This window comes from Reichenbachiella sp., assembly GCF_039941815.1.
Classification (GTDB): domain Bacteria; phylum Bacteroidota; class Bacteroidia; order Cytophagales; family Cyclobacteriaceae; genus Reichenbachiella.
Map to the genome: position 1 here is coordinate 214,791 of NZ_JBDVDW010000026.1, position 21,268 is coordinate 236,058.

The window sequence follows — 21,268 nt, forward strand, 5'->3', positions numbered from 1 at the left end:
CGTCATTTATTTGTCGGGCCCCAAAGGCCTGATACCAAAAGATTGCTGAATTATTGTGTAGTTTTGTAATTGAAGAAAACCATCAAGTGCAAATTAGCATTTATTAAAGAAAAAGAATTGGTGAAACACTTATTAGCAACCTTCCTCCTCCTCGCGTTCATGTCATTATTATTTGTCGTAAAGGCTCAGGATGATAAAAAAATTATTCAATTCTCAGGGATTGTCGTGGGAGAGGACAGCACCTCAGGTGTAGCCGGTGTGCATATATTTGTACCAAAAGGTGGACGAGGAACCACATCTAATCCATATGGATATTTCTCTATGCCTGCATTGGAAAAGGACAGCCTAATCATCAGCGCGGTGGGCTATGAGAAAATGCACCTTATTATTCCCGAAGGAGACAGCGACAACTATACGGTAATCATAGAGCTCTCTCCGGACACTACCTTTCTCTCTGAGGTGGAAATCTATCCTTACCCTACTGAAGAGCTGCTCAAGGAGGCTATTCTAGCTATGGAAGTCCCTTATCAATACCAGTACAAAAACATGCAGCAGAGTCTTGATCAGGCCATGTTGAACAAAATGTACAAAAACCTACCCATGAATTCGGGTAACAACTACAACAATTATTTAAACCAGCAGATGGTAACGTACAACAGTCGATTCCAGACTACCTCTGTACCTCTACTCAACCCTTTTGCCTGGGGTGAGTTTATCAAATCTCTGAAACGAGGTGATCATAAAAAACGGAAGAAATAAGAAAAGGAGCAACTAATTGCTCCTTTTCATCAACCAACCGTAAACTATTATTTTTATTCCTCTATCTGATATATTAGAGCCGTACCCGAGTCCATAATTAAATTGCTTTGACCAAGAAGTACAACCAATTGTTGACTGCTGGCTTCTTGCATCGGAGTCATTTCACCAGTCATGATAAGATTGAAATCTTTGTCAAAAATCTGCACTGGCGCTGGGCACGCCACACACTCTTCCAGGTTAAGATTCTCTGTATCTACAATGTCGACTATCTCAGTTTGAGATGATTTCTCCTCATTGTTATTTTTTTCTCCTGGGTAGGCTTTGAGTCCAAAGCTGAAAACCACCAGGGTAAATGCGAGTAAATAGGTGTATGTTTTCATGAGTAATATATTTTGAGTAATTGACCTTGTCTGCTTTTATGCCAAACCAATGCCAATATTCTTATATTATTGATTATTAGATAGTTACCAATTTATCACTGTAAAAAAGCATACTCATACTGTTCATTTTTGTACAGAAAATGGCTCAATCCTGTACAGAAAACCTTTTAGCCCGGCATGACGTACTTTTTTCCTTTCTTAAGTATGATGGTTTTGAGCTTTGAATTATATTGTTGGATTCAATCCGAAATAAATCTTGATGAAGTCAAAACTGGATATCGATAATCTTCCCACTTTAACAGAGATGCTGTATTACTGGGAACAAAAAAAACCCAATGATGTGTTTTTAAAGCAACCTCTGGGTGATCAATGGATCACTTACACCTGGAGCGAATCGATAGATCAGATAAGGAAAATGGCTGCCTATCTAAAGCAGCTTGGGTTAGCGCCGGGTAGTAATATCGCACTGGTCTCCAAAAACTGTGCTCATTGGATACTTGCTGATCAGGCTATTACTATGGCTGGGCACGTCTCTGTACCGCTCTACCCCACACTCACTGCTACACAACTCAACGAAATCATAGTGCATGCAGAAGCCAAGGTGATTATTACTGGCAAGTTGGATGACTGGGACGCGATGAAAAGTGGAGTGCCTGATGATGTACTGGGTATCGCACTTCCACTAAGCACGGAGACCAACTATGTCAGCTGGGAGTCCGTGCTAGAAAATACAAAACCGATCGAGGAAAATTTTGTACCAGCCAGTAGTGACTTGGTCGCCATCCTATATACCTCTGGCACTACCGGTACACCTAAAGGTGTGATGCTGCGCCATGACAACTATCGCCTGGCAGTGAGGGCGATTGAAAAAGTAATAGAAGTTATTTCAAAGCCTCATATTCTTTTTTCCTACCTGCCTCTTTGTCACGTGGGAGAACGGGTGGCTGTAGAAACAGCAGCTATATATTCAGGAGGTACCATATCATTCGTAGAATCTCTGGACACATTCCTAAAAAACCTACAGGACACCAGACCGACTATCTTTTTCGGAGTACCGCGTATCTGGTCAAAATTTCAACTTGGTGTATTGGGCAAGCTTCCTCAACGTAGGCTTAATTTATTGCTAAAAATCCCAATTCTTTCGGCTCTCATTAAAAAGAAAATCAGAAGAGGACTCGGGCTCGATCGAGCTGAAATAGTCATAACAACTGCTGCGCCGTGTCCAAAACCACTTCTCAACTGGTATGAGAAGATCGGGATCTCTCTCCTGGAACTTTATGGAATGACCGAAAACCATGGTGTATGTACTATCATGCCTTCTGAGAAAACCAAAGTTGGAAGTGTGGGCAAGGCCTATCCTGGATCTGATCTCATCATAGATGAGGACACTGGTGAAATCCGTATGAAAGCAGATTGGGTCATGTCTGGATACTATAAAGAACCAGAATTGTCTTCGGAGGTTGTGCGTGACGGCTATTTGCACACAGGCGACATTGGAGAACTAGACGACGAAGGATATTTGTTTATTACTGGGAGGCTAAAAGATACTTTTAAAACCGCCAAAGGTAAATTCGTTGTGCCTGGGCCTATAGAATGGGGCTTCGCACTCAACAATGACATAGAGCAAATTTGTGTGCTGGGGAGAAACCTTCCTCAACCCATTGCATTAGTCGTGTTGTCAGAAATCGGTATGAATAAGTCGCCTGAAGAAGTTCTGGAAAGCATTTCTACAACGATATCGGATGTGGTAAAAGATTTAGTGAGTTATGAAAAACTCAAGAAGGCTATCATCGTAAATGAGGCTTGGAGCATAGAAAATGGAATACTGACCCCTACTTTGAAGGTGAAAAGGAATGTGCTGGAAAAACTATATGATGAGAAGCTCAGTGATTGGTATGAGCTTCCTGATACAGTCATCTGGGAGCGCGTACCCGTATAGTTCGATCAACATATTGTGAGTAGTTTTGCTCCATTAAAGGAAACGAAATGAACGCAGTACTGAATAAGCAAACAAAATTTATTGACCTGGGCCTGATTGACTATCAGCAAGCCTGGGACTATCAGACTGATTTGTTTGAAAAAACTGTAGCCCTCAAAATAGACAATAGAAAAGCTGACGTCACTGAGCAGGTATCGACTCCTAACTATCTGATTTTTTGCTCTCACCCACATGTATATACGCTGGGTAAATCTGGCGATCAAGCTCATCTACTATTGGATGAAAAAGGCTTAGCAGACAAGCAGGCCTCTTTCTACAAAATCAATCGTGGCGGAGATATTACCTACCATGGTCCGGGTCAGATCGTAGGTTACCCAATTCTCGATTTGGATAATTTCTTCACTGACATCCATCAGTACTTAAGGCTGCTGGAAGAAGCCGTGATATTAACATTAGCAGACTATGGCATTACAAGTGGGCGAATCGACGGACTAACCGGAGTATGGATTGATATCGAAAATCCTGATAAGGCAAGAAAAATCTGTGCTCTAGGTGTAAAATCAAGCAGATGGGTGACCATGCATGGATTTGCTTTTAACGTACTAACGGATCTCAACTATTTTCAAAATATAGTTCCTTGTGGTATCGATGACAAGGCAGTCACCTCCTTAGAATTTGAGCTAGGCAAAAAACCTGATCTGGATAAGGTACAGAATAAGCTAAAACAGCACCTAGCCAAATTGTTCGAATTTGACTTGATAGAAGATTAGAGCACAATCTTACCTAGTCGAGCCATCACATCTTGTTTGTAGTTTCTTCCGATTGGAATACTTTCATCGTTGAGTTCTACCTCACTGGCAGAATAGCTCTCTATTTTTGGAATATTAACAATAAAGGAACGATGCACTCTGATAAAATTCGCTACGGGTAGTTTGGTTTCCAGTACGCTGATTTTTTGATGGGTGACGACTTCCTTATCGTTAGTCTTGATCTTGACGTAGTCTTTGATACTTTCTATGTACAGAATTTCTTTCAGACTTACTTTGATATTTTTTTTGTCACATTTAAAGAAAATAAAGTCATCCCCGTCTTTATTGGCAGATACCTCAGCTTCTGACCCTATGGTCTGACTTATCACTTTGGATACCGCCTTCATAAATCGATCAAATGAGATTGGCTTTAGCAAGTAATCCATAACCTCCAGTTCAAAGCCCTCTAGCGCATATTCTCTATAAGCAGTGGTGAAGATTACCTTAGGTGGATGTTGCAGTGTTTTCAAAAACTCTATACCGGTCAGCTTTGGCATTTGTATATCAAGAAATATTAGGTCTACTGCTTCTGCTGATTGTATAAAATCAAACGCTTTCACGGCATTTCTAAATTTACCAACGAGCTCGAGTGATTCAATTCGATCTACATATGATTCTATAACCTCGATAGCGAGTGGTTCGTCGTCTACTATAATACACTTAAGCTTCATTCTCAGACTATTTTCCTAAAGTTAATTTCCATAAGTACCGTAAAGGTTTTTGCTCCATCTACAATATCCAAACGATAATCATCTCGGTAGAGCAAATCCAATCTTCTTTTTACATTTTTTAATCCAATTCCGTGATCGTGGTCATCTAATCGCTGGGTTGTACTTTTACTATTTTCGATGCTCAGTTTCAGGGTATTCTCATTCAAGGATAGATTGAGATATACCCAGGACTTCTCCAGTTCTTCGTTTACTCCATGCTTAAAGCTATTTTCTAAAAAAGGTAAAATAATCATAGGAGCCACATAAACTCCGCTGGTTTCACCTGTGATCATGGCCTGGATATCAAGGTTATCACCATGTCGCATTCTTTCGATTTCAATATAATTTTTTATAAAATTTAACTCGTTATCAAGCGGCACCTTTGGTGCATTGCATTCATAAAGCATGTAGTTGATCAATTCTGACAGCTTCAAAACTACCTCTGGTGCGTAGTCAGATTTTTTTAGCGTAAGCGCATATAGGTTGTTGAGGGTATTGAATAGGAAATGGGGGTGAATCTGAGTCTTGAGAAATTTCAATTCTGCTTCCAGTTTTTCATGAGCCAATATCTGCTTGTCTTGCTGATTCACATACCAGTGTTTTAAAATTTTGATGGTGGTAGCCAGGAAGACCACAGGATAGATTTGAACAATACCTTTGAAAATCTTGAATATTTGAAGTACAGGTTCAGAAAGGTATTGAGGGTAAAACAGTGGGTACTCTACATAGAATGTAATCAGTCTATAAATAGTCCCTCCAGTGAGCGCTGAAGCAATAAGCAGAAAAGTGAAAGAGACCCATTTTCCTTTTAAAACATACTTGGGCAACAATACATAGATTGTATAATAAGTGATTACGATCTTGACAGGTAGGTATATAGTCTGATCGATTAATGCTAATTTCCATTCACCTTTATAGCTTCCCCAGAGTGCTGCATAGAATAGCACATAGCTCAGCCAAAAAATGACATGGCAAAACAGCCTATTTTTGAACAATTCTCTGATTCTGGACTCTAATCTTCCCATTGCGACAAATATACGTTTTCGATAGATTATTGGCATATATTGTCCATAAACTACCATTTATAGCTATCGAATGTCAGCTATGGATCAATAAAGCACATCCAGCTGTAGTAAATGGCCAAATAACCTTAGAAAACTACCATTGGTCACATTCCGTAAACTTCTTAACTGACTCCCGTTAGTTTTGTAAACTCAACTAACTACTGATGATCTATCGACTGACAGCCATGCTGGTCATGCTGGGTACATACGCCTCCATTGCAAATGACAATAATGTCAATAACAATCGGGATGCTCAACTGAAAATCTCCAAGATCGATGGAGTGATCAATCTCGACGGCATATTAGACGAAGAACTCTGGAAAGGCGCCGAGGAAACCTCAGATTTTATCAATAAATGGCCACAGGATACAGGCTTGGCATTGGCCCGTACCAGCGTAAAACTTGCATACGACGACGAATTCTTATATGTAGCCGCAGAATGCTATCAGGACATGAGCACAATTGTCATTCAATCGCTCAAAAGAGATAATACGGACGCTTTCTGGGACAGTGACGGTTTTACAATTGGGCTGGACCCTATCAACACTAAATCCAATGGATATGTTTTTGGTGTAAATGCTGGGGGTGCTCAAATGGAAGCTGCACTCAATGCCAGGCAAGGAAATACTAATATGGACTCCAATTGGGACAATAAGTGGTATTCTTCGGTACGACAGTACGATGACCATTGGACTGTGGAGATGGCCATTCCATTCAAAACACTTCGCTACAATCAAAACAGTAGCATCTGGGGGATCAACATGATTCGCAATGATATGAAGCGCAATGTATATTCTACCTGGGCACACGTACCCATTGCGTTTGATGGGATAGAATTGGGCTACTTCGGGACGCTACATTGGGACAACCCTCCCAAAAAGAGCAAAGGTAATAGGGCACTGATCCCTTATGTGTCTACTTCCAGATCTCGTGATCATGAGGAAGATGAGCCGTCAGAAAGCAATCTGGATGTGGGCATGGATGCGAAAATAGCACTTACCTCATCGCTAAGCCTTGACCTGACGGTGAATCCAGACTTTTCAAATGTTGATGTAGATCAGCAGGTTACTAATGTTTCGAGATTTAGTGTCTTTTTCCCTGAGAAAAGGGGGTTTTTTCTGGAGAACAGTGATTTATTTGCTGATTTTGGGACTTGGGGTGTTCGTCCATTTTTCTCACGAAGAATAGGAATAGACGAAGACAATGAACCGGTGCCTGTGGCCTTCGGGGCAAGAATATCGGGTAATCTGACAGACGATTTGCGAGTAGGCATTATGGATGTACACACCAAAGCCACGGAGGAGCTCAGTCCTACCAACTATTTTGTGAGTAGTGTTCAGCATCGAGTGTTCAAGCGCTCCTCTGTGAAGGCCCTATTCACTAATAAAGAAGATTATCCTGAAGAGGAAAGTACAGAAAAAACATATAATCGAACTGGCGGAGCAGAATTCAATTATACCTCTGCCACCGGGGCCGTCAATGGCTCTATACGAGCGCACATGTCAACAACTGAAGAAGGATTGGGCGACAATCAGTTTGTATCACTCAATGGAAACTACCGAGGGACTAATATCCGAGCAGGCTTTAATTACAATATGGTTGGGGAAAATTATATCGCAGAAATGGGATTTACTCCCAGACTCCATCATTACGATGCCGAACTAGACACTACCATTAGGATTGGCTATCATTCGATCAATCCATGGATAGGCTATGTATGGAACGGAAATGATCAGACGAGCTATAGAAACAGAGAGATTTTTACCTGGTCGGTATTCGAATACGATATGAACGGGAATTTGATGGGTCGAAGAACTTCTGTGAATGGCGGAATGATCTTTCAAAACAATTCTCGATTCTATTTCAGAATGCTTAATAGTTCAATTCAATTGCAGGTACCCGCTGACTTGATCGGAGAGGATACCCCACTGCCGGTAGATAAGTACAATTTTACATTTTTGGGCACCAGCTATTCTACCAATCAGCTCAAGAAGATATTTTCCCGTACTGAGCTCAATTTTGGTGGATTTTTCAACGGTAATCGGATTGAGTTCAGCGAGGAAATCAGCCTGCGCGCTCAGCCGTGGGGAGTATTCAGTATTAGCTATCGTATGAATAGAATTGCTCTGGATAAGGGATATGGTGAAACCACACTTCATTTGCTAGGCCCTAAGGCTGAAATAAGTCTGAGAAATAATATGTGGTGGACAACCTTCGTGCAGTTCAATACTCAGGATGAAAATTTTAATATCAACAGTCGCTTGCAGTGGCGATACAAACCTATGTCCGACTTTTTCCTTGTCTACTCGGACAACTACGCTACATCAGATTTCAAGACAAAAAACAGGGGGTTGGTATTCAAGCTTACCTATTGGCTCAACATCTAAAATAACTGCGCCTATTTTGGCTTTTGCAGCAGGATGTAGCATTATCATTAAACTATACGATTATTTTTCATTTATTTAGCCGGGTATCAAACTTCTAGGCATGAAGAAAATTGCATTCACCTTTTTATTGTCCGCATTGATTACTAAGTCATTCGCACAAGAGCAATGGCTCATCACTACTAAACAAGACACTTTAAGAGGTAAAATCTATCTTGAATATGGTGGCCCTTATAAGGCTGATGTAGCCCGAGTAAAGGTGGGAAAAGAAAAATCTAGCTACTTGGCCTATCAGGTGTTAGTCGTTTTTTTGGGAGAAAACAATCAGTTTGAAACTATCAAGCTAGACCAGCGCTTCCAGTTTGTGAAAGTCGATGTCAAGGGAAAATACTTTTCGCAATATTTGTATAAGGACCCTGCGGCTGGATCCAATAGCAACTATGCCATGAAACTTCTTGTCAACTGGAAGGGTGAACAATACAAGGTGAGTAATATGACTTCTAAAAAACGATTTATGGAGTTTTTTGAGGAATGTGAAGAGGTAGTGACCAGGCTCGAATCTGGCGAATTGAAGAAAAAAGATTTAGCCAATATTTTCAATATTTATGATTCATGCATTGATAATCAAAATGCAATTCTGCCGGAGCAGCCTACGAAAAAAGCTGAGAAGAAAGTGCGTAAAACTACCGGCATGTCTGATTTCGTAGAAGAGCTCAAGGCGAAGGATTTATTGAACGACGATCTCACCAGCATGCTCAACGACGTGAATCTAAAACTAAGCGACGGACAAACCATCCCTCAGTATCTTCAGCAAGCCGTCCTTACCCAATTGGGTGAAAATGGCGAGCTGAAAACCAAATTTCTCAAGCTTCTGGAACAATAGTTATTATCATGGGAATGATTGTGGCCCAATAGGTGTTTCGATAAAATGAGATACTTGACATGCTTCATTTTATTGCTGATCTATGTTGAAAATCTTGCCCAAAGTTCTGGGCAGCCCATCGCAATTGTAGAATTATTTACCTCGCAAGGCTGCTCCAGCTGTCCATCTGCCGATCGCGTCCTTAGGGAGGCAGTAAATTCAAGCACAACCAAAGGTGAAATCTATGGATTATCCTTTCATGTAAGCTATTGGAACAGGCTGGGTTGGAAAGATCCTTATAGTTCAGAACAGTTCACAGAAAGACAAAAATGGTATGCAAAAAAAATGCATCTGAATCGAATATATACTCCTCAAATGATTGTGGATGGCAAGGTCGAATTTGTAGGCTCACAAAAAGACAAGCTTCGAACAGCTCTGAAATCAAGTTTTGTATATAATAAAAAGTCTGAAATAGCTATTTCAAATCTGAAAAGAACCAAAGGGCAATTGCAATTAGTCTATAGCTCGCAAAATATAACACAGAATGGTGTCGTCAATGTCGCTGTGGTTCAAAAAACTGCCTCCAATCATGTCTCCAGAGGCGAAAACAGAAACAAAACACTGGTTCACTCAAATGTGGTACGTGCTTTTTATACTTCCCCTATCAAAAACATGGATCAAATAGAATTTGATCTTCCTCAGCTGTCTGATCAATCGGAATATGAAGTGGTGATTTACGTTCAGAACCCTCATACGCTTAAAATATCGGCAGTGACCAAAGTCACTCTTTAGGCTAGACCTAAAGGCGGAGCATAAAAAAACCGGAGAAGTCTCCTTCTCCGGTCTTATATATTAAATAATAAAGGTTGCGAACTAGATAACGACGAGTTTTAGAATTTATTTCTTAATAAATTTCTCAACTGTAGTTTCTTCCTCAGTTTGTATCTGCATAAAATACATTCCTCTATCCAAAGCAGAAATATCGATTACTTTTTGCTCTTCTTCTAGTTGGATGTACTGGACCACATTGCCATTAATTCCAAAAATAGTAAGACTCATCACTGGGTCCCAAGAATTAATAGTGATCGAACTAGTCGCAGGGTTCGGGAAGATCATTACGTCTTCATTTACCCCAGACAGTTCTTCGTTGAGCGGGCCATCTACTCCGGCAAATCCTCCGCCCACTTTAACAGGGCTGCCTACCGCAAATCCACTGAACGATGATCCCGAAGAAGCAGTAACTGTAACTGCATCTATATATATATGATCTGGATTGGCAGAAGCATCACACTGGAATCTAAACTGCGCATTGGTAGGAAAGCTAATAGACGAACTATTCAAAGTGACCGTGGCACTATAGAAAGTGTTGTTGTTGAAATCAGTACCTGATGCATAGGTCGCAACAGTTTGCCAGCTAGACCCATCATAGAATCTTACCCAGAAGTCTTCTCCAGACTCCATACCATAAGCATAGAAATAAAATTCAATATCAATTTGTGAATATCCACTTACGTTATACGATGGTGAGGTCATTGCTGAAACAGTACCTGAGTTGTCTCTGATTCTGATAGAGTAGTTGCCTTCCCAAGATCTTGATCCTGAGTATCTAAAACAATCGCTACCGCCATCTGACCATCCATCCCATCCACTTTCGAAGAAGTGAGACAGTATAGTTGTAGAACCGCCACCGTTAGAATTGGTAGTCACATCTATAGCTGAAGCCGGTGATTCGTTGCTCGCTGCATCAAGGGCAGTCACAGATACTGTGTATGTGGTATTGGCTCCTACACCAGTCACCGAATACGATGTATTCGAAGTAGAACCATCTAAGAATCCATCGACGTATACGTTGTATCCGGTCACTCCAATATTATCAGTCGAGGCAGACCAGGACATATCAAAACTTGAAGTAGTCACGTTAGAAGCCGTCAGGTTTCCAGGTGCTGTCGGTGCTTCAGTATCGGCTGATCCCGTCACAATATTCAAGGTATAATCCTCCACCTCACCATAGGAGAATGATTCACAAGAAGTAGGTACTCCATTGTATTTCATGGATACTCTCATTCTGGTGTTGCCATTGGTAGCGCTGGCTGAAATGCTGATAGATCCACTGATTGGCGAAGCAGTAGTTGCAGATTGTGTCAGCACTTGCTCCCCTGAATCAGTAAAATCACCATCCTGATTGTAATCAATCCACACGGAGTAACCTTCATTGTATAGGGTACCCGTCCACGTGGGAGTAATCGTCATATTGTAAGCACTTCCTTTTGCCACAGTGGTCGACTGAGTGGTATAGTCACCATAGCCTCCCGCAGAGGCACTTGTACTATTATCAATTGTGTTGAATTGCACACGACCGATATACTCATCTGAAGTATTGTTGCCGTTAGAGGCACAATAGCTCACTGGAGGTGTACCAGTGGTAGTCACATTCAGGTTGGAAGAGGCACCGCTTCCTCCAGCCGAACAATTGGCTACTACAGAGCAGGCATACTGAGTACCTACATTGAGTCCGCTTGCTACATAGCTAGTCCCAGCTACATTAGTAGAAGATCCTCCTACTGATACTGTGTAAGAAGCTGCTCCCGAAACGCTATTCCAAGAAAGAGTAAATCCGTTGTCGTTGATGCTTGATGATGAGAAGTTGCCTGGGGCTGCTAGTGCACAGGTTTGTACATATTCTGCTCCAACACCTACCGCATACCAAGCGTTGGTCACAGCTATTTCCTGAGCTGATCCGCTACCGAATAATTCCACTGCTGATTGGATAGAATATGTTCTAAAATCTGCATAATCAGAAGTAGTATTCAAATAGATAGATTCAGTTCTCCAGGTAATTGCAGCAGCGTCATCCACGCCTATTCCTGTGACGCTGTAAGAGTCGTTGTTATCATTGGTGCTGGTTTCGCCTGCTGCCAATACGTAAAACCAGTGATTGGTCACACCACTGTTGGTATGCACACCACAATAATCGTTTTGATTGCTAGGGTTACAATTTTGGCTTACCCAATAGGTTCCTCCATAGGTATCTGGATCTCCATAGCCTTTAGGATTTGACATTGATCTAAATGTCTGTCCGATCTCAGTACCAAGATTCCAAATGTCCTTATTTAGTCCATAGGTTTGGTTGACATAGTATTCTACGCAAGCACCCCAGATATCACTCAATCCTTCATTCATTGCGCCAGACTCTTTTTCATATACCAAATCTGCGGTACCCGTACAGAACGCATGTCCTATTTCGTGAGCAGTGATGTCTACAGTAGTCAATGGATCCAGGCTGTTCCCTTTGCCATATACCATCACATAGCCAGTCCAAAATGCATTGTCATTATATCCGGATGGATAGCCAAAAACTGCTTCGATGTCTGTATTGACATAACTTGTAATAGCGGCTCCATTTCCATCATAACTATCTCTGCCATAGTTAGTCATAAAGAAATCATAGGTAGCTTCGGCAGCAAAATGTGCATCTAGTCCAGCATTGTCCTTGTCTGCATTGTCAAACTCGGCAGCCGTCCAGTTATTGTTGCTATCTGTATATTCCGATGCTCCATTTGGAGCGCCAGTTATCTGATTGGCACTTGTGGCTGTAGTCGCGTCGTATGTCAAAATCCCGTTTCCCCGAGAGTAGTCTCTCAGTCGGTAAGTACCAGCGTTGCTGTCGGTATGGATAGACTGTGTGCCGCTATACCGAGTGGCAGCAGATCCTATGGCATCGGCATGCTTGATTACACTATTGTAGCGCACGACTTCACCAGTCTGAGCATCTACATAGATGTAAGCATTCACAAACGGCTTTTCTCCCAAAATATGGAATTTGTAAGCCAATCTTGACTTATAGCCGTTCGCTGTACGCTGAACAATGACCAGTTCGCCTTCAGGTTTTTCAACGACGTCCTCGCGTCCACTGGCGTTGCCTTCCCAGGCAAATACAGATGCGTTTGTAGCTGACTTGGCATAATCCAGGGCCTTGTCGCTAGAAAGAGATGGGTTGACATCTACTTCGTCTACGGTCGCATAGTTTCCTGTCATGTGTGTAGCCACTCCATTTTTAGAGTGAATGGTGTAGGTTGATCCTTCTACTCTGAATCCTCTGTAGAAGTGTTCGAATTTCTCATGACGATAGCCAAGCTTGTCGTCTTCGGATCTGAGGGCTCTCATCTCCTCGTCCGAATTCATTCTCAATTGGCTCCTGAGCAATTCTGTTTTAAGAATCCTTCCCTGGCTAGGTTCTAGCTGGATGAATGTTTTGGATTTGTCTTGCGAAAATCCTTGATAGCAGAATAATACCGCTATCAACAGTGTAGATAACACTTTTTTCATAGTAAAATGGTTTAGTTGAATATAGTAATTAGTATGATTTGTCAGGCTGACCGCGGTCAGGCTGAAGAAAATCCGAGAAATGTGTGTAAATGGGATTTACTATCTATGAAGTGATAGCAATTTATTCGATAGAAAATTCCGAATAATTCCGAATTAAATAGCGTAGTCATGTAGGTTAAGTTGGGTTATAAAAGATTATTCTGCGTTCAGAATAATCTTTCAATATATATTTTAATATTCACTAAAACAAAATAGTGCGTTTGAAGCTCATATTGTCTGTTTTTTCACTAACGAACGTTAGTAAAATTCTGAGAGGTTGAAATGCGAAGAGGCAAATTCATAGGTTTATTGCTCGGATGACTAAATCGATAAAAGTATTTTCAAGAGGCTTCTCTGGTTAGAAATAATTTTTTCAATCATATTCATTTTTCTACCTGATAGCTGTTTCTACCATCTCTTAGAATGTGATTAATACCTCTCAAATTCGAGCGATGTTTTGAAAACTCTTGCATCAGGGTATATATTATTTACCACCGATTTGATAGTTGACGTGGGCAAATGCAATCCTATAATATTAGTGGGGCTGATGTACTCGTCTATCAAATCTTTGTTGGCACTCGTCAGTAGCGCATTGAATGTAGGAATAAGCAATACATCAATATTTTCTGATGTCAAATCAAAGGACTCAAAATTCTCCTTCGAATAAAATACGTCTCCCAGGTGTAGTATTTTCTTGCCTCCTATTTCCACCAAGTATCCATAATTATCGACAGTCGAAAAATCGTTTCCAAAAAGGTCAAAATGCCTCATATGAAGCACTTTGACTTTAATTCCATCATAGATTTCCTCTGCAGAAGAACCTCTTACTGGTGCCAGGTCGCTTAGCTGAGGCTGACTAGAAATGGAGTTAGTCAATCCGCTCGGTACAACTACGAAAGCATCTGGATTTGCTGTCAAAAACCTATTGACAGAGGTAGAGCTGACGTGGTCTCCATGGGCGTGTGTAACCATAGCCACTTTTACATTTTTGAAATCCCCAGACCCTTGTTCAAGTTGTGATTGTACACCCCCAGCTATTGGCGACCAGCCTGACAGATCTCCTGGTAGGGCATCAATGATAACCGCTTTTGACCCATTTGAGATATAAACTCCGTCATTGCCTATGTACGTGATTTTGATCGACGACTGTTTGATTGCAATGGCATTGGATGGCTCAGAAAGTACGCTGGCAATACCTTCTGCACCTACTGACATCACGAACCCGGTATAGCTTACCCCTTCTTCGATTTTCTCTCCACTGATGTCTGTGTAACCCAATGGTAACTCTGTCTTTTGTTTGGATTTTCCTTTTGACAACTCCAAATAGTCATCCCCAACATTTGTAGCCTTGGACAAATTGAAGGCATTTGCTTCACTAGATTTCACCAGAAAAAAGCGGTAACTGGCTAAACCACTTTCGTCTTCAAGTGCAGAAAAAGAGAGCTGTAGGTCGCTGGCATTGGCATGGTTGGTGACATCATCAATGACGAGGTCGGATACGGCTACTACTATGAGTGGAGCTTCCTCATCGTCTCCTCCACAATTCACAAAAAGAAGGATAATTGTACTAATGATGATAAAATTTTTCATGGTTTTCTGCTTTGATTATTTTACAATACTCACTTCTCTGATTACTGTAGGACTTAGTGTAGTAGAAGATGTAACCGACGGGTGTACATGGTTGATATACATCCTGGTACCGTCTTCATTAAATGCTATGTCATTGGGAAAATAGAGCGAGGACTCGCTTGCGAGGCCGTTAGTCAAACCGATAGAACCAGAGCCTACAAAATCACTGATTTTACCTTCTAGATCCATCTTATAAATGACATGATTTGATCTACCCACTATGTAGATAATTTCCTCATGTAAAATGAGATGTGCATTGCGGGCTGAAGGTGTAGTGGCCAATAGCTCAGGATCTCCTCCTCCTGCAGGGATTTTCACGATATCTCCGCTGTTCCAGTTGCTTACATAAAGGTTTCCAGCCTTATCAAAATCCAGCCCGTTGGGCCCATTAAATAAAGAAGATCTGGCAAATACATCAGATGCCTTTGCCTTAGTGGTACGAACAATCACGTTGTTATTATAATTAGTGGAATAGAGCTTTCCATCATCACCAAATGCCATTCCCACAGGGCCACTAAATATCGTTCCACTAGTGAACAATTGCGTGTTACCCTGTTCATCGACTTGAAAAATAGAATTATCTAAAAAACTGGCCTGATAAAGGACTCCATCGGCGTCTATATCATTGCCAGAGGCTGTGTTGAAGCCATTAGCAAATATTTCATAGTCACCAGAGGGTTTTATGCTATATACTCTAGCTCCTCCGCCATTGGAGGTTATCCCAAAATCACCCATATAAATTATGCCTGCTTCGTCTACTTGCATCCCGCCTGTTCCTGTATCTTCAATAATTGCAAGCGTTTTTAGTGCTGTCCTTTGTGTCAAGGTCACCGAATTAGACTCCTTTGATAGGCCATTTGCTAATGTCATGTCGGGGTCACCAATAGAAAGGACTACGACTGAATATGCGATATCTTCTGCTATGGCAGACCCTTCAATATCAAGCTGATCTGCTTTAAGCTGAAGGATCAAGTAGTTTGTCTTTGGGTCAAAGCTGGCATATTGATCTTTACCCAATGATTCTGCTTCTGCCAAGCTCAATGCACTGATTTTGGACACTGGGCCAACAATGACCCGTAGCTCTTCTATCGAACTCAGATTTGATGGCAAGGTGAGCGTCACTTCGAAATCACCTGCATTATTGTTGTTGCCGGTGTCTATCAATACAAGGTCAGTAACTACTGGTGTCGTGTCCAATACTTCAATGCTGTCTTCATCACTGCCACAATTAGCAAGAGAGACTAGAAGTATCAGAAATAATATGGTTCGGAGGATTAGTAGTCTCATCATCAGATTTGTTTATTCTATTATATCAATTTCTCTAATCACCACAGGGCTGATAATCCGCTCATCGGGGTTACTACCTTCGACATCATTTACATACATTTTTTTGCCATCAGCGCTAATAGCGATGTCATTGGGCAACGAAAATGTTGCCTGGCTCAAACCGCCGTTAGCCGTGCCTCTGGTGCCACTACCAGCAAATCGCACAACTGTTCCGTTAAAATCAACTTTATAGATGGCGTTGCCTCTGCGCGCTACGACGTAGATAAAATCCTTGTGAATCAGCAGATGCCCATTGTTCCCACCGGGAATAGTAGCGAATACGCTAACTTCCTTATCCGGTGTAACTTTGACCACGTCACCGTTGCCAAAATTGGCCACGTAGAGATTACCTTCTTCATCGACATCGATTCCGTTAGGGCAATTGAATAGGTCGTTCGCGACGTAGATAGAGATCACTCCCTCAGCCGAAACTTCGTTGATAAGATTGCCTCCGCAGTTGCAGGTGTACAACCGTCCATCGTCCTGCACGGATACTCCAATAAGTCCACCTGTAAAACCGCTAGCAAATGTGCTGGCAACGCCAGCTGGAGTAATCTTACTCATATAGCCCGCCGTACTGGATTGGTACAGGTTACCTTCCTTGTCAAAATCGTTTCCAGATGCTCCATTCATTGCATTATTGAAAACTGATACTTCTCCAGATGGAGTGATTTTATAAATACTTGTTCCGCCAGCATCCAGAGTAGCACCAAAATCTCCCATATAGATATTGCCATCAGCGTCTATATCCATCCCGCCCGAGCCCGCATTGATTACTTCGGTGATGGTCCGTACTGCACTTACCTGCTCCAGGGTGATATTTACCGAAGTGCTGGACAGCGGGGAACCGTTGTTCTCTGTACCTACAGAACTTACAAATAAATTGTAAGCCTGACCTTCGGTCAAAAGATCTCCATCGACGTCCTTGGACTTGGCAGTAAATATGACTGTAGTGAAACCAACAGCTGTGTCTATGGCAAGAAAATGCTGACTAACACTAGCAGCAGACAAGGAATCAAAATCAACGGCATTTTCACTTTTCACAACATACGCTCTAAAGGACTTGATCAATGTCAGATCTGTGGGAGGAGTAAACCCAAGTTGCAAATCACGGCCATCGCCAAAATTGGAAATATCCCTTACCTCTAAACCGGAAGGTGCTTTCAAATCTGGAAGCGGGGATGAATCTGAATCACCGCATGCGGCTAAAAATAAAAGAAGAAGAAAATGGTAATTTTTCATATTGCTAGATTTTAGATTAGTTGTTGTTTAATTCGGTAAGTCCGATCTGTCCCAGCCACTTGTGAACCTTAACATACAAAGAACCCCCTGGGCCGATCACTCCGCCATTTGCTGATTTGTTAGAAAAAATCACATAACCAAGGTTCTTATCGCGATTAAATTCTGTCACATGTGTGATGCCAATACCAGCACCCGTGTGACCCAACCAGCCGTCGCTGCCTGCGGCTTGTCTCCATACCAATCCGATGCTTGAATCATAGGCGAGATTATTCCCTGGAGGATATTTTATAGCTAGCAGTGCGTCTACCGATGAGCTTTCCAAAATTTTCACTCCTTCGAGCGATCCGTTATTCATCATCATTTGGAGTACTTTCAGCCAATCTGCCGTAGAGGTTACTAGCATTCCGGCTGGATAGAAGTACAGCGAGAAGGGTTCAAATGGTATCCCGTTGCCATCATAAATGGCCGCATATCTGGACTGATCAATATCAGGAAAATAATAGCTAGAGGATGACATTCCCATTGGATTCAAAATGTGATCTTTGGAATAGTCATTAAAATGTTGGCCAGACAGTTTCTCAACCATATAAGCGAGCAGAGTGATACCGTAATTAGAATTTTTGTGAAATGTTCCAGGCTCCACATTCATCCAAATACCCGAATTGTAGATTTCGCTTTCAGCAGTAATAGCATCTTCTATTATGGGATGGAGTGCTATGGCAGAATCCGCCTTATGAGCGAAAAAGGCTTCATCAATGATTTCTCCTCCTACTGGATTGGACAACGAGCTTCCGTGCTCCATCACCATCTGAACAGTAATGATCTTGTCTGGAAAATTAGGGTTTCGTACATCAAAGCCGACAAGCTCACCAATGTCTTCATCAAGGCTTAATTTGCCCAACTCTACCTGTTGCATGACTGCTATAGAGACGATTAATTTGGAAATAGACGAAGTCAGGTACAACGTATTCTCATCTGTATTTTTGGTCTGCGCTGCATCATAATGGCCAAATCCCTTTGAATAAATCACCTCTCCATTATCAAGCACAGCTATAGCCAAAGACGGAATATCAGTGCTAGTCATGGCTGTCTTGATTTCCTTCTCCAGATCTACTAAGACAATAAATTCTTGTTCACTTGATCCTGAAGCTGATCCCACTCGGACTGAGATACTTCCATCTGAGGCTCCGCCAGGTACGAGCACCACCAATTGACTTGCAGTAGCAGATAGAACCTCCGCCTGAATGCTACCAAATCTTACAATGTTTTCGCTGGCTGTATTGGAGAAATTCTTTCCTACAATTGTGACCTCATCATTTTCATATCCAAGTTCCGGGCTGAAGGATGTGATTTGCGGGCTTTCGACTGTTTCGGCGTCATCTTCGCAGCCACTCAAAACAGATAAGATTAGGCTCAAATAGAGAATACTGGATTTCATAAAAATATTATTTTACACTTAATGTTTTTGAGTAAATTTTATTCTGAACAAGGTCTATAGATATCAGGTTTTTATATGGCTGGAATGTTATAGCCTTGATGTCCATTACAATATTGACATTATGCTATGATACACTGTAAGAAGAATCCTGAATGTTTTCTGAAAAGCAACCCAAAAACTGAATTTTGACATTTCCACGCCATGATTAGCAGTTCTGACTTGAAATTGAGGCCTTTTCGAATCGGTGATTGGCTCATCCTACCAGAAATAAATAGGATTATTCATTCGAGTGGGAAACATAATATAGGGTCGAGAACCATGAAAGTATTGGTCTGTTTGGCACAAAACCAGGGTCAGGTGGTGACCAAAGAAACACTAATGGAAACCGTATGGAAAGATGTAGTAGTCACGGAAGACTCGTTGATGAAATCCATCTCGGTACTGAGAAAAATCTTTGAGCTGCCCGGCGAAGATGGCCCTAAGATCGATACCATCAGGTCGGTTGGCTATATCTTACTCTCTCCCATAGAATACACTCAAACTCATCGCCTAGTCGAAGAATTGAAAAGAAGAAAGCCAAAAAAAATAGCTTTACTTATAGTATTAGCAGGCTTAGTCATCTTTGGATTCTACATCATAAAGTCCAGCGGTACAATAGACACTGGTGGATTGGTAAATGTAACAGACGATTGGGGGCAAGAACGAGTCCCCAGGTTTTCTCCTGACGGAAGACAGGTCATGTTTGCTGCTGGAGCCGGCGGCAATAACAATATGGATATCTATATTAAAAATTTGATCAGCGAAGAGGTAAATCAAATAGATAATCCTCACAATATAGAAACAGACCCGGTTTGGTCTCCATCAGGTGAGAAAATAGCCTACTTTCGAAACGATGGTAAGCAGGTCTGGATCATCCTAAAAAGTATGGTAGACAGCACAGAAAAAAAACTGATCACTGTCCATGCAATAGTAAACCTTTCGGCTATGGTATGGACACCGGATGGAGCATCGATCATCTACTCTGACCGCTTGGTTGGACAGCGAGTTTTTGCCTTGCATCAGGTCGATATCAAAACAAAAAAAATAACTCAACTTACGACACCTGAAGCTAGAATGATCGGTGACAGTTCGCCCAGAATATCGCCAGATGGTAAAACGTTAGCCTATATAAGATCTCATAGATACAATGCGCTTTATTACCATCTGATTCCGGGTTATGGGCGGCTGATGATCAAAACTATGGACAGTGATTCCTCAATAAATCTTACCAAGGAGCCAGAGCAGATTACAGGCGTGTGCTGGGCAGACAGCGATCATTTGATCTATTCGTACGTGCACAAAAATTATGCTTTCAGGATGGCAAGTCTGCATATTAAATCCGGTCAAAAAACCACACTCCATGAGTCTTCAGATATTATTCGAAATTTGGACTATCACCTCCCAACCAATCGCTTGATTTTCGAAACCTGGAATGAGTCCTACAACCTATGGAAGTTTTCGGATCTTCCTCAAAGCACAAATTTTAGTAGTCGATTGATGAATAATCATACCAGTTGGAACCCATCATATCACGAAAAAACAAATCAGCTGGCTTACGTCTCAAAGGAAACTGGTTTTGCAGAAATTTGGATTCGAGACCTTACCAGTGAATCTAGCATACAAGTCACTGATTTCAACGGGCCTATCATCCGGCACCCGCAATGGTCTCCTGATGGTAAGCAACTGGTATTTGAAATAAATAATGATCGCAATGACGATGTCTATCTACTTGATATTAAATCCAAAACGGCAGATAGGATCGTTGAGGATAGGGCGGAAGAAACTTACCCCATTTGGTCTCAAGATGGCCTAGCTATCTATTATGGGTCAAATGAATCGGGAGAATTCCAGATCAGAAAAATGACGCTAAAGGACAGTTTGGATGTACAGCTCACCACCAACGGTGGCATTCGAGCGATACCCTACCAAGACGTCCTGTATTATAGTTTGCCTTATAGTATGGGTATTTGGAAATTGGAGGGAGAAAAGGAGGAGCAAGTCGTGGAGAGCTTTATCCCCAATGACATTGGAAATTGGGAAATAGTAAATGATCGTATCTTCTATATATCACGCAGCCGGTATGCTAAGCCGGAGTTGTATTATCTCGATATCGAGAATGGTACGCAGCACCATTATCAATCTTTCAGCTACCAGGTCTCTTATACTTTCGACGGTTTGACCTATGACACTGCAAGCAATTCCTGGCTAGTCACACTCATGGATAGGGTTAGATCTGATATAAAAATGATCACAATAGATCCTACCATTTTCAATCCCGCAATCAAGTCTAGAGCTTCTGGGTATGCGTTCTATCAATAAGCA

General features: G+C 41.6%; 15 protein-coding genes. 7 read left to right on the forward strand and 8 right to left on the reverse strand.

Annotated features, from left to right (window positions below; all coding sequences use genetic code 11):
• Window positions 1-159: 159 nt before the first annotated feature.
• A complete protein-coding gene (locus tag ABJF11_RS05620; RefSeq protein ID WP_348118665.1) occupies window positions 160-759 on the forward strand; it encodes a carboxypeptidase-like regulatory domain-containing protein in 600 nt (199 codons plus the stop codon).
• 53 nt (window positions 760-812) lie between these two features.
• Here the strand turns inward: ABJF11_RS05620 and ABJF11_RS05625 are convergent, their stop codons facing one another.
• Window positions 813-1,139 (reverse strand): hypothetical protein, encoded by a 327-nt coding sequence (locus tag ABJF11_RS05625; RefSeq protein WP_348118666.1) that lies wholly within the window; start codon window positions 1,137-1,139, stop codon window positions 813-815.
• Window positions 1,140-1,398: 259 nt separating this feature from the next.
• Here ABJF11_RS05625 and ABJF11_RS05630 point away from each other — a divergent pair, with 259 nt between their 5' ends.
• On the forward strand, window positions 1,399-3,078 hold the full coding sequence (locus ABJF11_RS05630; protein ID WP_348118668.1) for an AMP-binding protein: 1,680 nt from the start codon (window positions 1,399-1,401) through the stop codon (window positions 3,076-3,078).
• A gap of 47 nt (window positions 3,079-3,125) precedes the next feature.
• Window positions 3,126-3,848, forward strand: a complete 723-nt coding sequence (gene lipB, locus ABJF11_RS05635; protein ID WP_348118670.1) for a lipoyl(octanoyl) transferase LipB — start codon at window positions 3,126-3,128, stop codon at window positions 3,846-3,848.
• On the opposite strand, the gene ABJF11_RS05640 is transcribed toward lipB, so the two are convergent.
• Window positions 3,845-4,558, reverse strand: coding sequence for a LytTR family DNA-binding domain-containing protein (locus ABJF11_RS05640; RefSeq protein ID WP_348118671.1), 714 nt, complete (start codon window positions 4,556-4,558; stop codon window positions 3,845-3,847). The genes lipB and ABJF11_RS05640 overlap by 4 nt on opposite strands.
• A 2-nt stretch (window positions 4,559-4,560) precedes the next feature.
• A complete protein-coding gene (locus tag ABJF11_RS05645) occupies window positions 4,561-5,622 on the reverse strand; it encodes a histidine kinase (RefSeq protein WP_348118673.1) in 1,062 nt (353 codons plus the stop codon).
• A gap of 203 nt (window positions 5,623-5,825) precedes the next feature.
• Here ABJF11_RS05645 and ABJF11_RS05650 point away from each other — a divergent pair, with 203 nt between their 5' ends.
• The 3 genes from ABJF11_RS05650 (at window position 5,826) to ABJF11_RS05660 (ending at window position 9,699) form a co-directional block, all read left to right on the forward strand.
• The gene (locus ABJF11_RS05650) at window positions 5,826-8,048 is read left to right on the forward strand and encodes a DUF5916 domain-containing protein (RefSeq protein WP_348118675.1); all 2,223 of its coding nucleotides are present in this window, start codon (window positions 5,826-5,828) and stop codon (window positions 8,046-8,048) included.
• Window positions 8,049-8,148: 100 nt separating this feature from the next.
• Window positions 8,149-8,928, forward strand: a complete 780-nt coding sequence (locus tag ABJF11_RS05655) for a hypothetical protein (RefSeq protein WP_348118676.1) — start codon at window positions 8,149-8,151, stop codon at window positions 8,926-8,928.
• Window positions 8,929-8,973: 45 nt separating this feature from the next.
• A complete protein-coding gene (locus ABJF11_RS05660) occupies window positions 8,974-9,699 on the forward strand; it encodes a DUF1223 domain-containing protein (RefSeq protein WP_348118677.1) in 726 nt (241 codons plus the stop codon).
• A 105-nt stretch (window positions 9,700-9,804) separates the two neighbouring features.
• Here the strand turns inward: ABJF11_RS05660 and ABJF11_RS05665 are convergent, their stop codons facing one another.
• The 5 genes from ABJF11_RS05665 to ABJF11_RS05685 all read right to left on the reverse strand — a co-directional run bounded on the left by ABJF11_RS05665 (window position 9,805) and on the right by ABJF11_RS05685 (window position 18,907).
• A complete protein-coding gene (locus ABJF11_RS05665; RefSeq protein ID WP_348118678.1) occupies window positions 9,805-13,233 on the reverse strand; it encodes a M4 family metallopeptidase in 3,429 nt (1,142 codons plus the stop codon).
• A gap of 468 nt (window positions 13,234-13,701) precedes the next feature.
• Complete coding sequence (locus ABJF11_RS05670; protein WP_348118680.1) at window positions 13,702-14,862, reverse strand: MBL fold metallo-hydrolase; 1,161 nt, start codon at window positions 14,860-14,862, stop codon at window positions 13,702-13,704.
• A gap of 15 nt (window positions 14,863-14,877) precedes the next feature.
• The gene (locus tag ABJF11_RS05675) at window positions 14,878-16,191 is read right to left on the reverse strand and encodes a hypothetical protein (protein WP_348118681.1); all 1,314 of its coding nucleotides are present in this window, start codon (window positions 16,189-16,191) and stop codon (window positions 14,878-14,880) included.
• Window positions 16,192-16,200: 9 nt separating this feature from the next.
• The gene (locus ABJF11_RS05680; RefSeq protein WP_348118683.1) at window positions 16,201-17,469 is read right to left on the reverse strand and encodes a hypothetical protein; all 1,269 of its coding nucleotides are present in this window, start codon (window positions 17,467-17,469) and stop codon (window positions 16,201-16,203) included.
• Between the two features lie 16 nt (window positions 17,470-17,485).
• The gene (locus ABJF11_RS05685; RefSeq protein WP_348118684.1) at window positions 17,486-18,907 is read right to left on the reverse strand and encodes a serine hydrolase; all 1,422 of its coding nucleotides are present in this window, start codon (window positions 18,905-18,907) and stop codon (window positions 17,486-17,488) included.
• A gap of 201 nt (window positions 18,908-19,108) precedes the next feature.
• Here ABJF11_RS05685 and ABJF11_RS05690 point away from each other — a divergent pair, with 201 nt between their 5' ends.
• The gene (locus ABJF11_RS05690; RefSeq protein WP_348118686.1) at window positions 19,109-21,265 is read left to right on the forward strand and encodes a winged helix-turn-helix domain-containing protein; all 2,157 of its coding nucleotides are present in this window, start codon (window positions 19,109-19,111) and stop codon (window positions 21,263-21,265) included.
• Window positions 21,266-21,268 lie beyond the last annotated feature (3 nt).

What these genes read in the sequence shown, in the direction of transcription:
- ABJF11_RS05620 (WP_348118665.1), top strand. Translation starts at nt 160, where the DNA reads ATGTCATTATTATTTGTCGTAAAGGCTCAGGATGATAAAAAAATTATT.
- ABJF11_RS05625 (WP_348118666.1), bottom strand. Translation starts at nt 1,139, where the DNA reads ATGAAAACATACACCTATTTACTCGCATTTACCCTGGTGGTTTTCAGC.
- ABJF11_RS05630 (WP_348118668.1), top strand. Translation starts at nt 1,399, where the DNA reads ATGAAGTCAAAACTGGATATCGATAATCTTCCCACTTTAACAGAGATG.
- lipB (WP_348118670.1), top strand. Translation starts at nt 3,126, where the DNA reads ATGAACGCAGTACTGAATAAGCAAACAAAATTTATTGACCTGGGCCTG.
- ABJF11_RS05640 (WP_348118671.1), bottom strand. Translation starts at nt 4,558, where the DNA reads ATGAAGCTTAAGTGTATTATAGTAGACGACGAACCACTCGCTATCGAG.
- ABJF11_RS05645 (WP_348118673.1), bottom strand. Translation starts at nt 5,622, where the DNA reads ATGGGAAGATTAGAGTCCAGAATCAGAGAATTGTTCAAAAATAGGCTG.
- ABJF11_RS05650 (WP_348118675.1), top strand. Translation starts at nt 5,826, where the DNA reads ATGATCTATCGACTGACAGCCATGCTGGTCATGCTGGGTACATACGCC.
- ABJF11_RS05655 (WP_348118676.1), top strand. Translation starts at nt 8,149, where the DNA reads ATGAAGAAAATTGCATTCACCTTTTTATTGTCCGCATTGATTACTAAG.
- ABJF11_RS05660 (WP_348118677.1), top strand. Translation starts at nt 8,974, where the DNA reads ATGAGATACTTGACATGCTTCATTTTATTGCTGATCTATGTTGAAAAT.
- ABJF11_RS05665 (WP_348118678.1), bottom strand. Translation starts at nt 13,233, where the DNA reads ATGAAAAAAGTGTTATCTACACTGTTGATAGCGGTATTATTCTGCTAT.
- ABJF11_RS05670 (WP_348118680.1), bottom strand. Translation starts at nt 14,862, where the DNA reads ATGAAAAATTTTATCATCATTAGTACAATTATCCTTCTTTTTGTGAAT.
- ABJF11_RS05675 (WP_348118681.1), bottom strand. Translation starts at nt 16,191, where the DNA reads ATGATGAGACTACTAATCCTCCGAACCATATTATTTCTGATACTTCTA.
- ABJF11_RS05680 (WP_348118683.1), bottom strand. Translation starts at nt 17,469, where the DNA reads ATGAAAAATTACCATTTTCTTCTTCTTTTATTTTTAGCCGCATGCGGT.
- ABJF11_RS05685 (WP_348118684.1), bottom strand. Translation starts at nt 18,907, where the DNA reads ATGAAATCCAGTATTCTCTATTTGAGCCTAATCTTATCTGTTTTGAGT.
- ABJF11_RS05690 (WP_348118686.1), top strand. Translation starts at nt 19,109, where the DNA reads ATGATTAGCAGTTCTGACTTGAAATTGAGGCCTTTTCGAATCGGTGAT.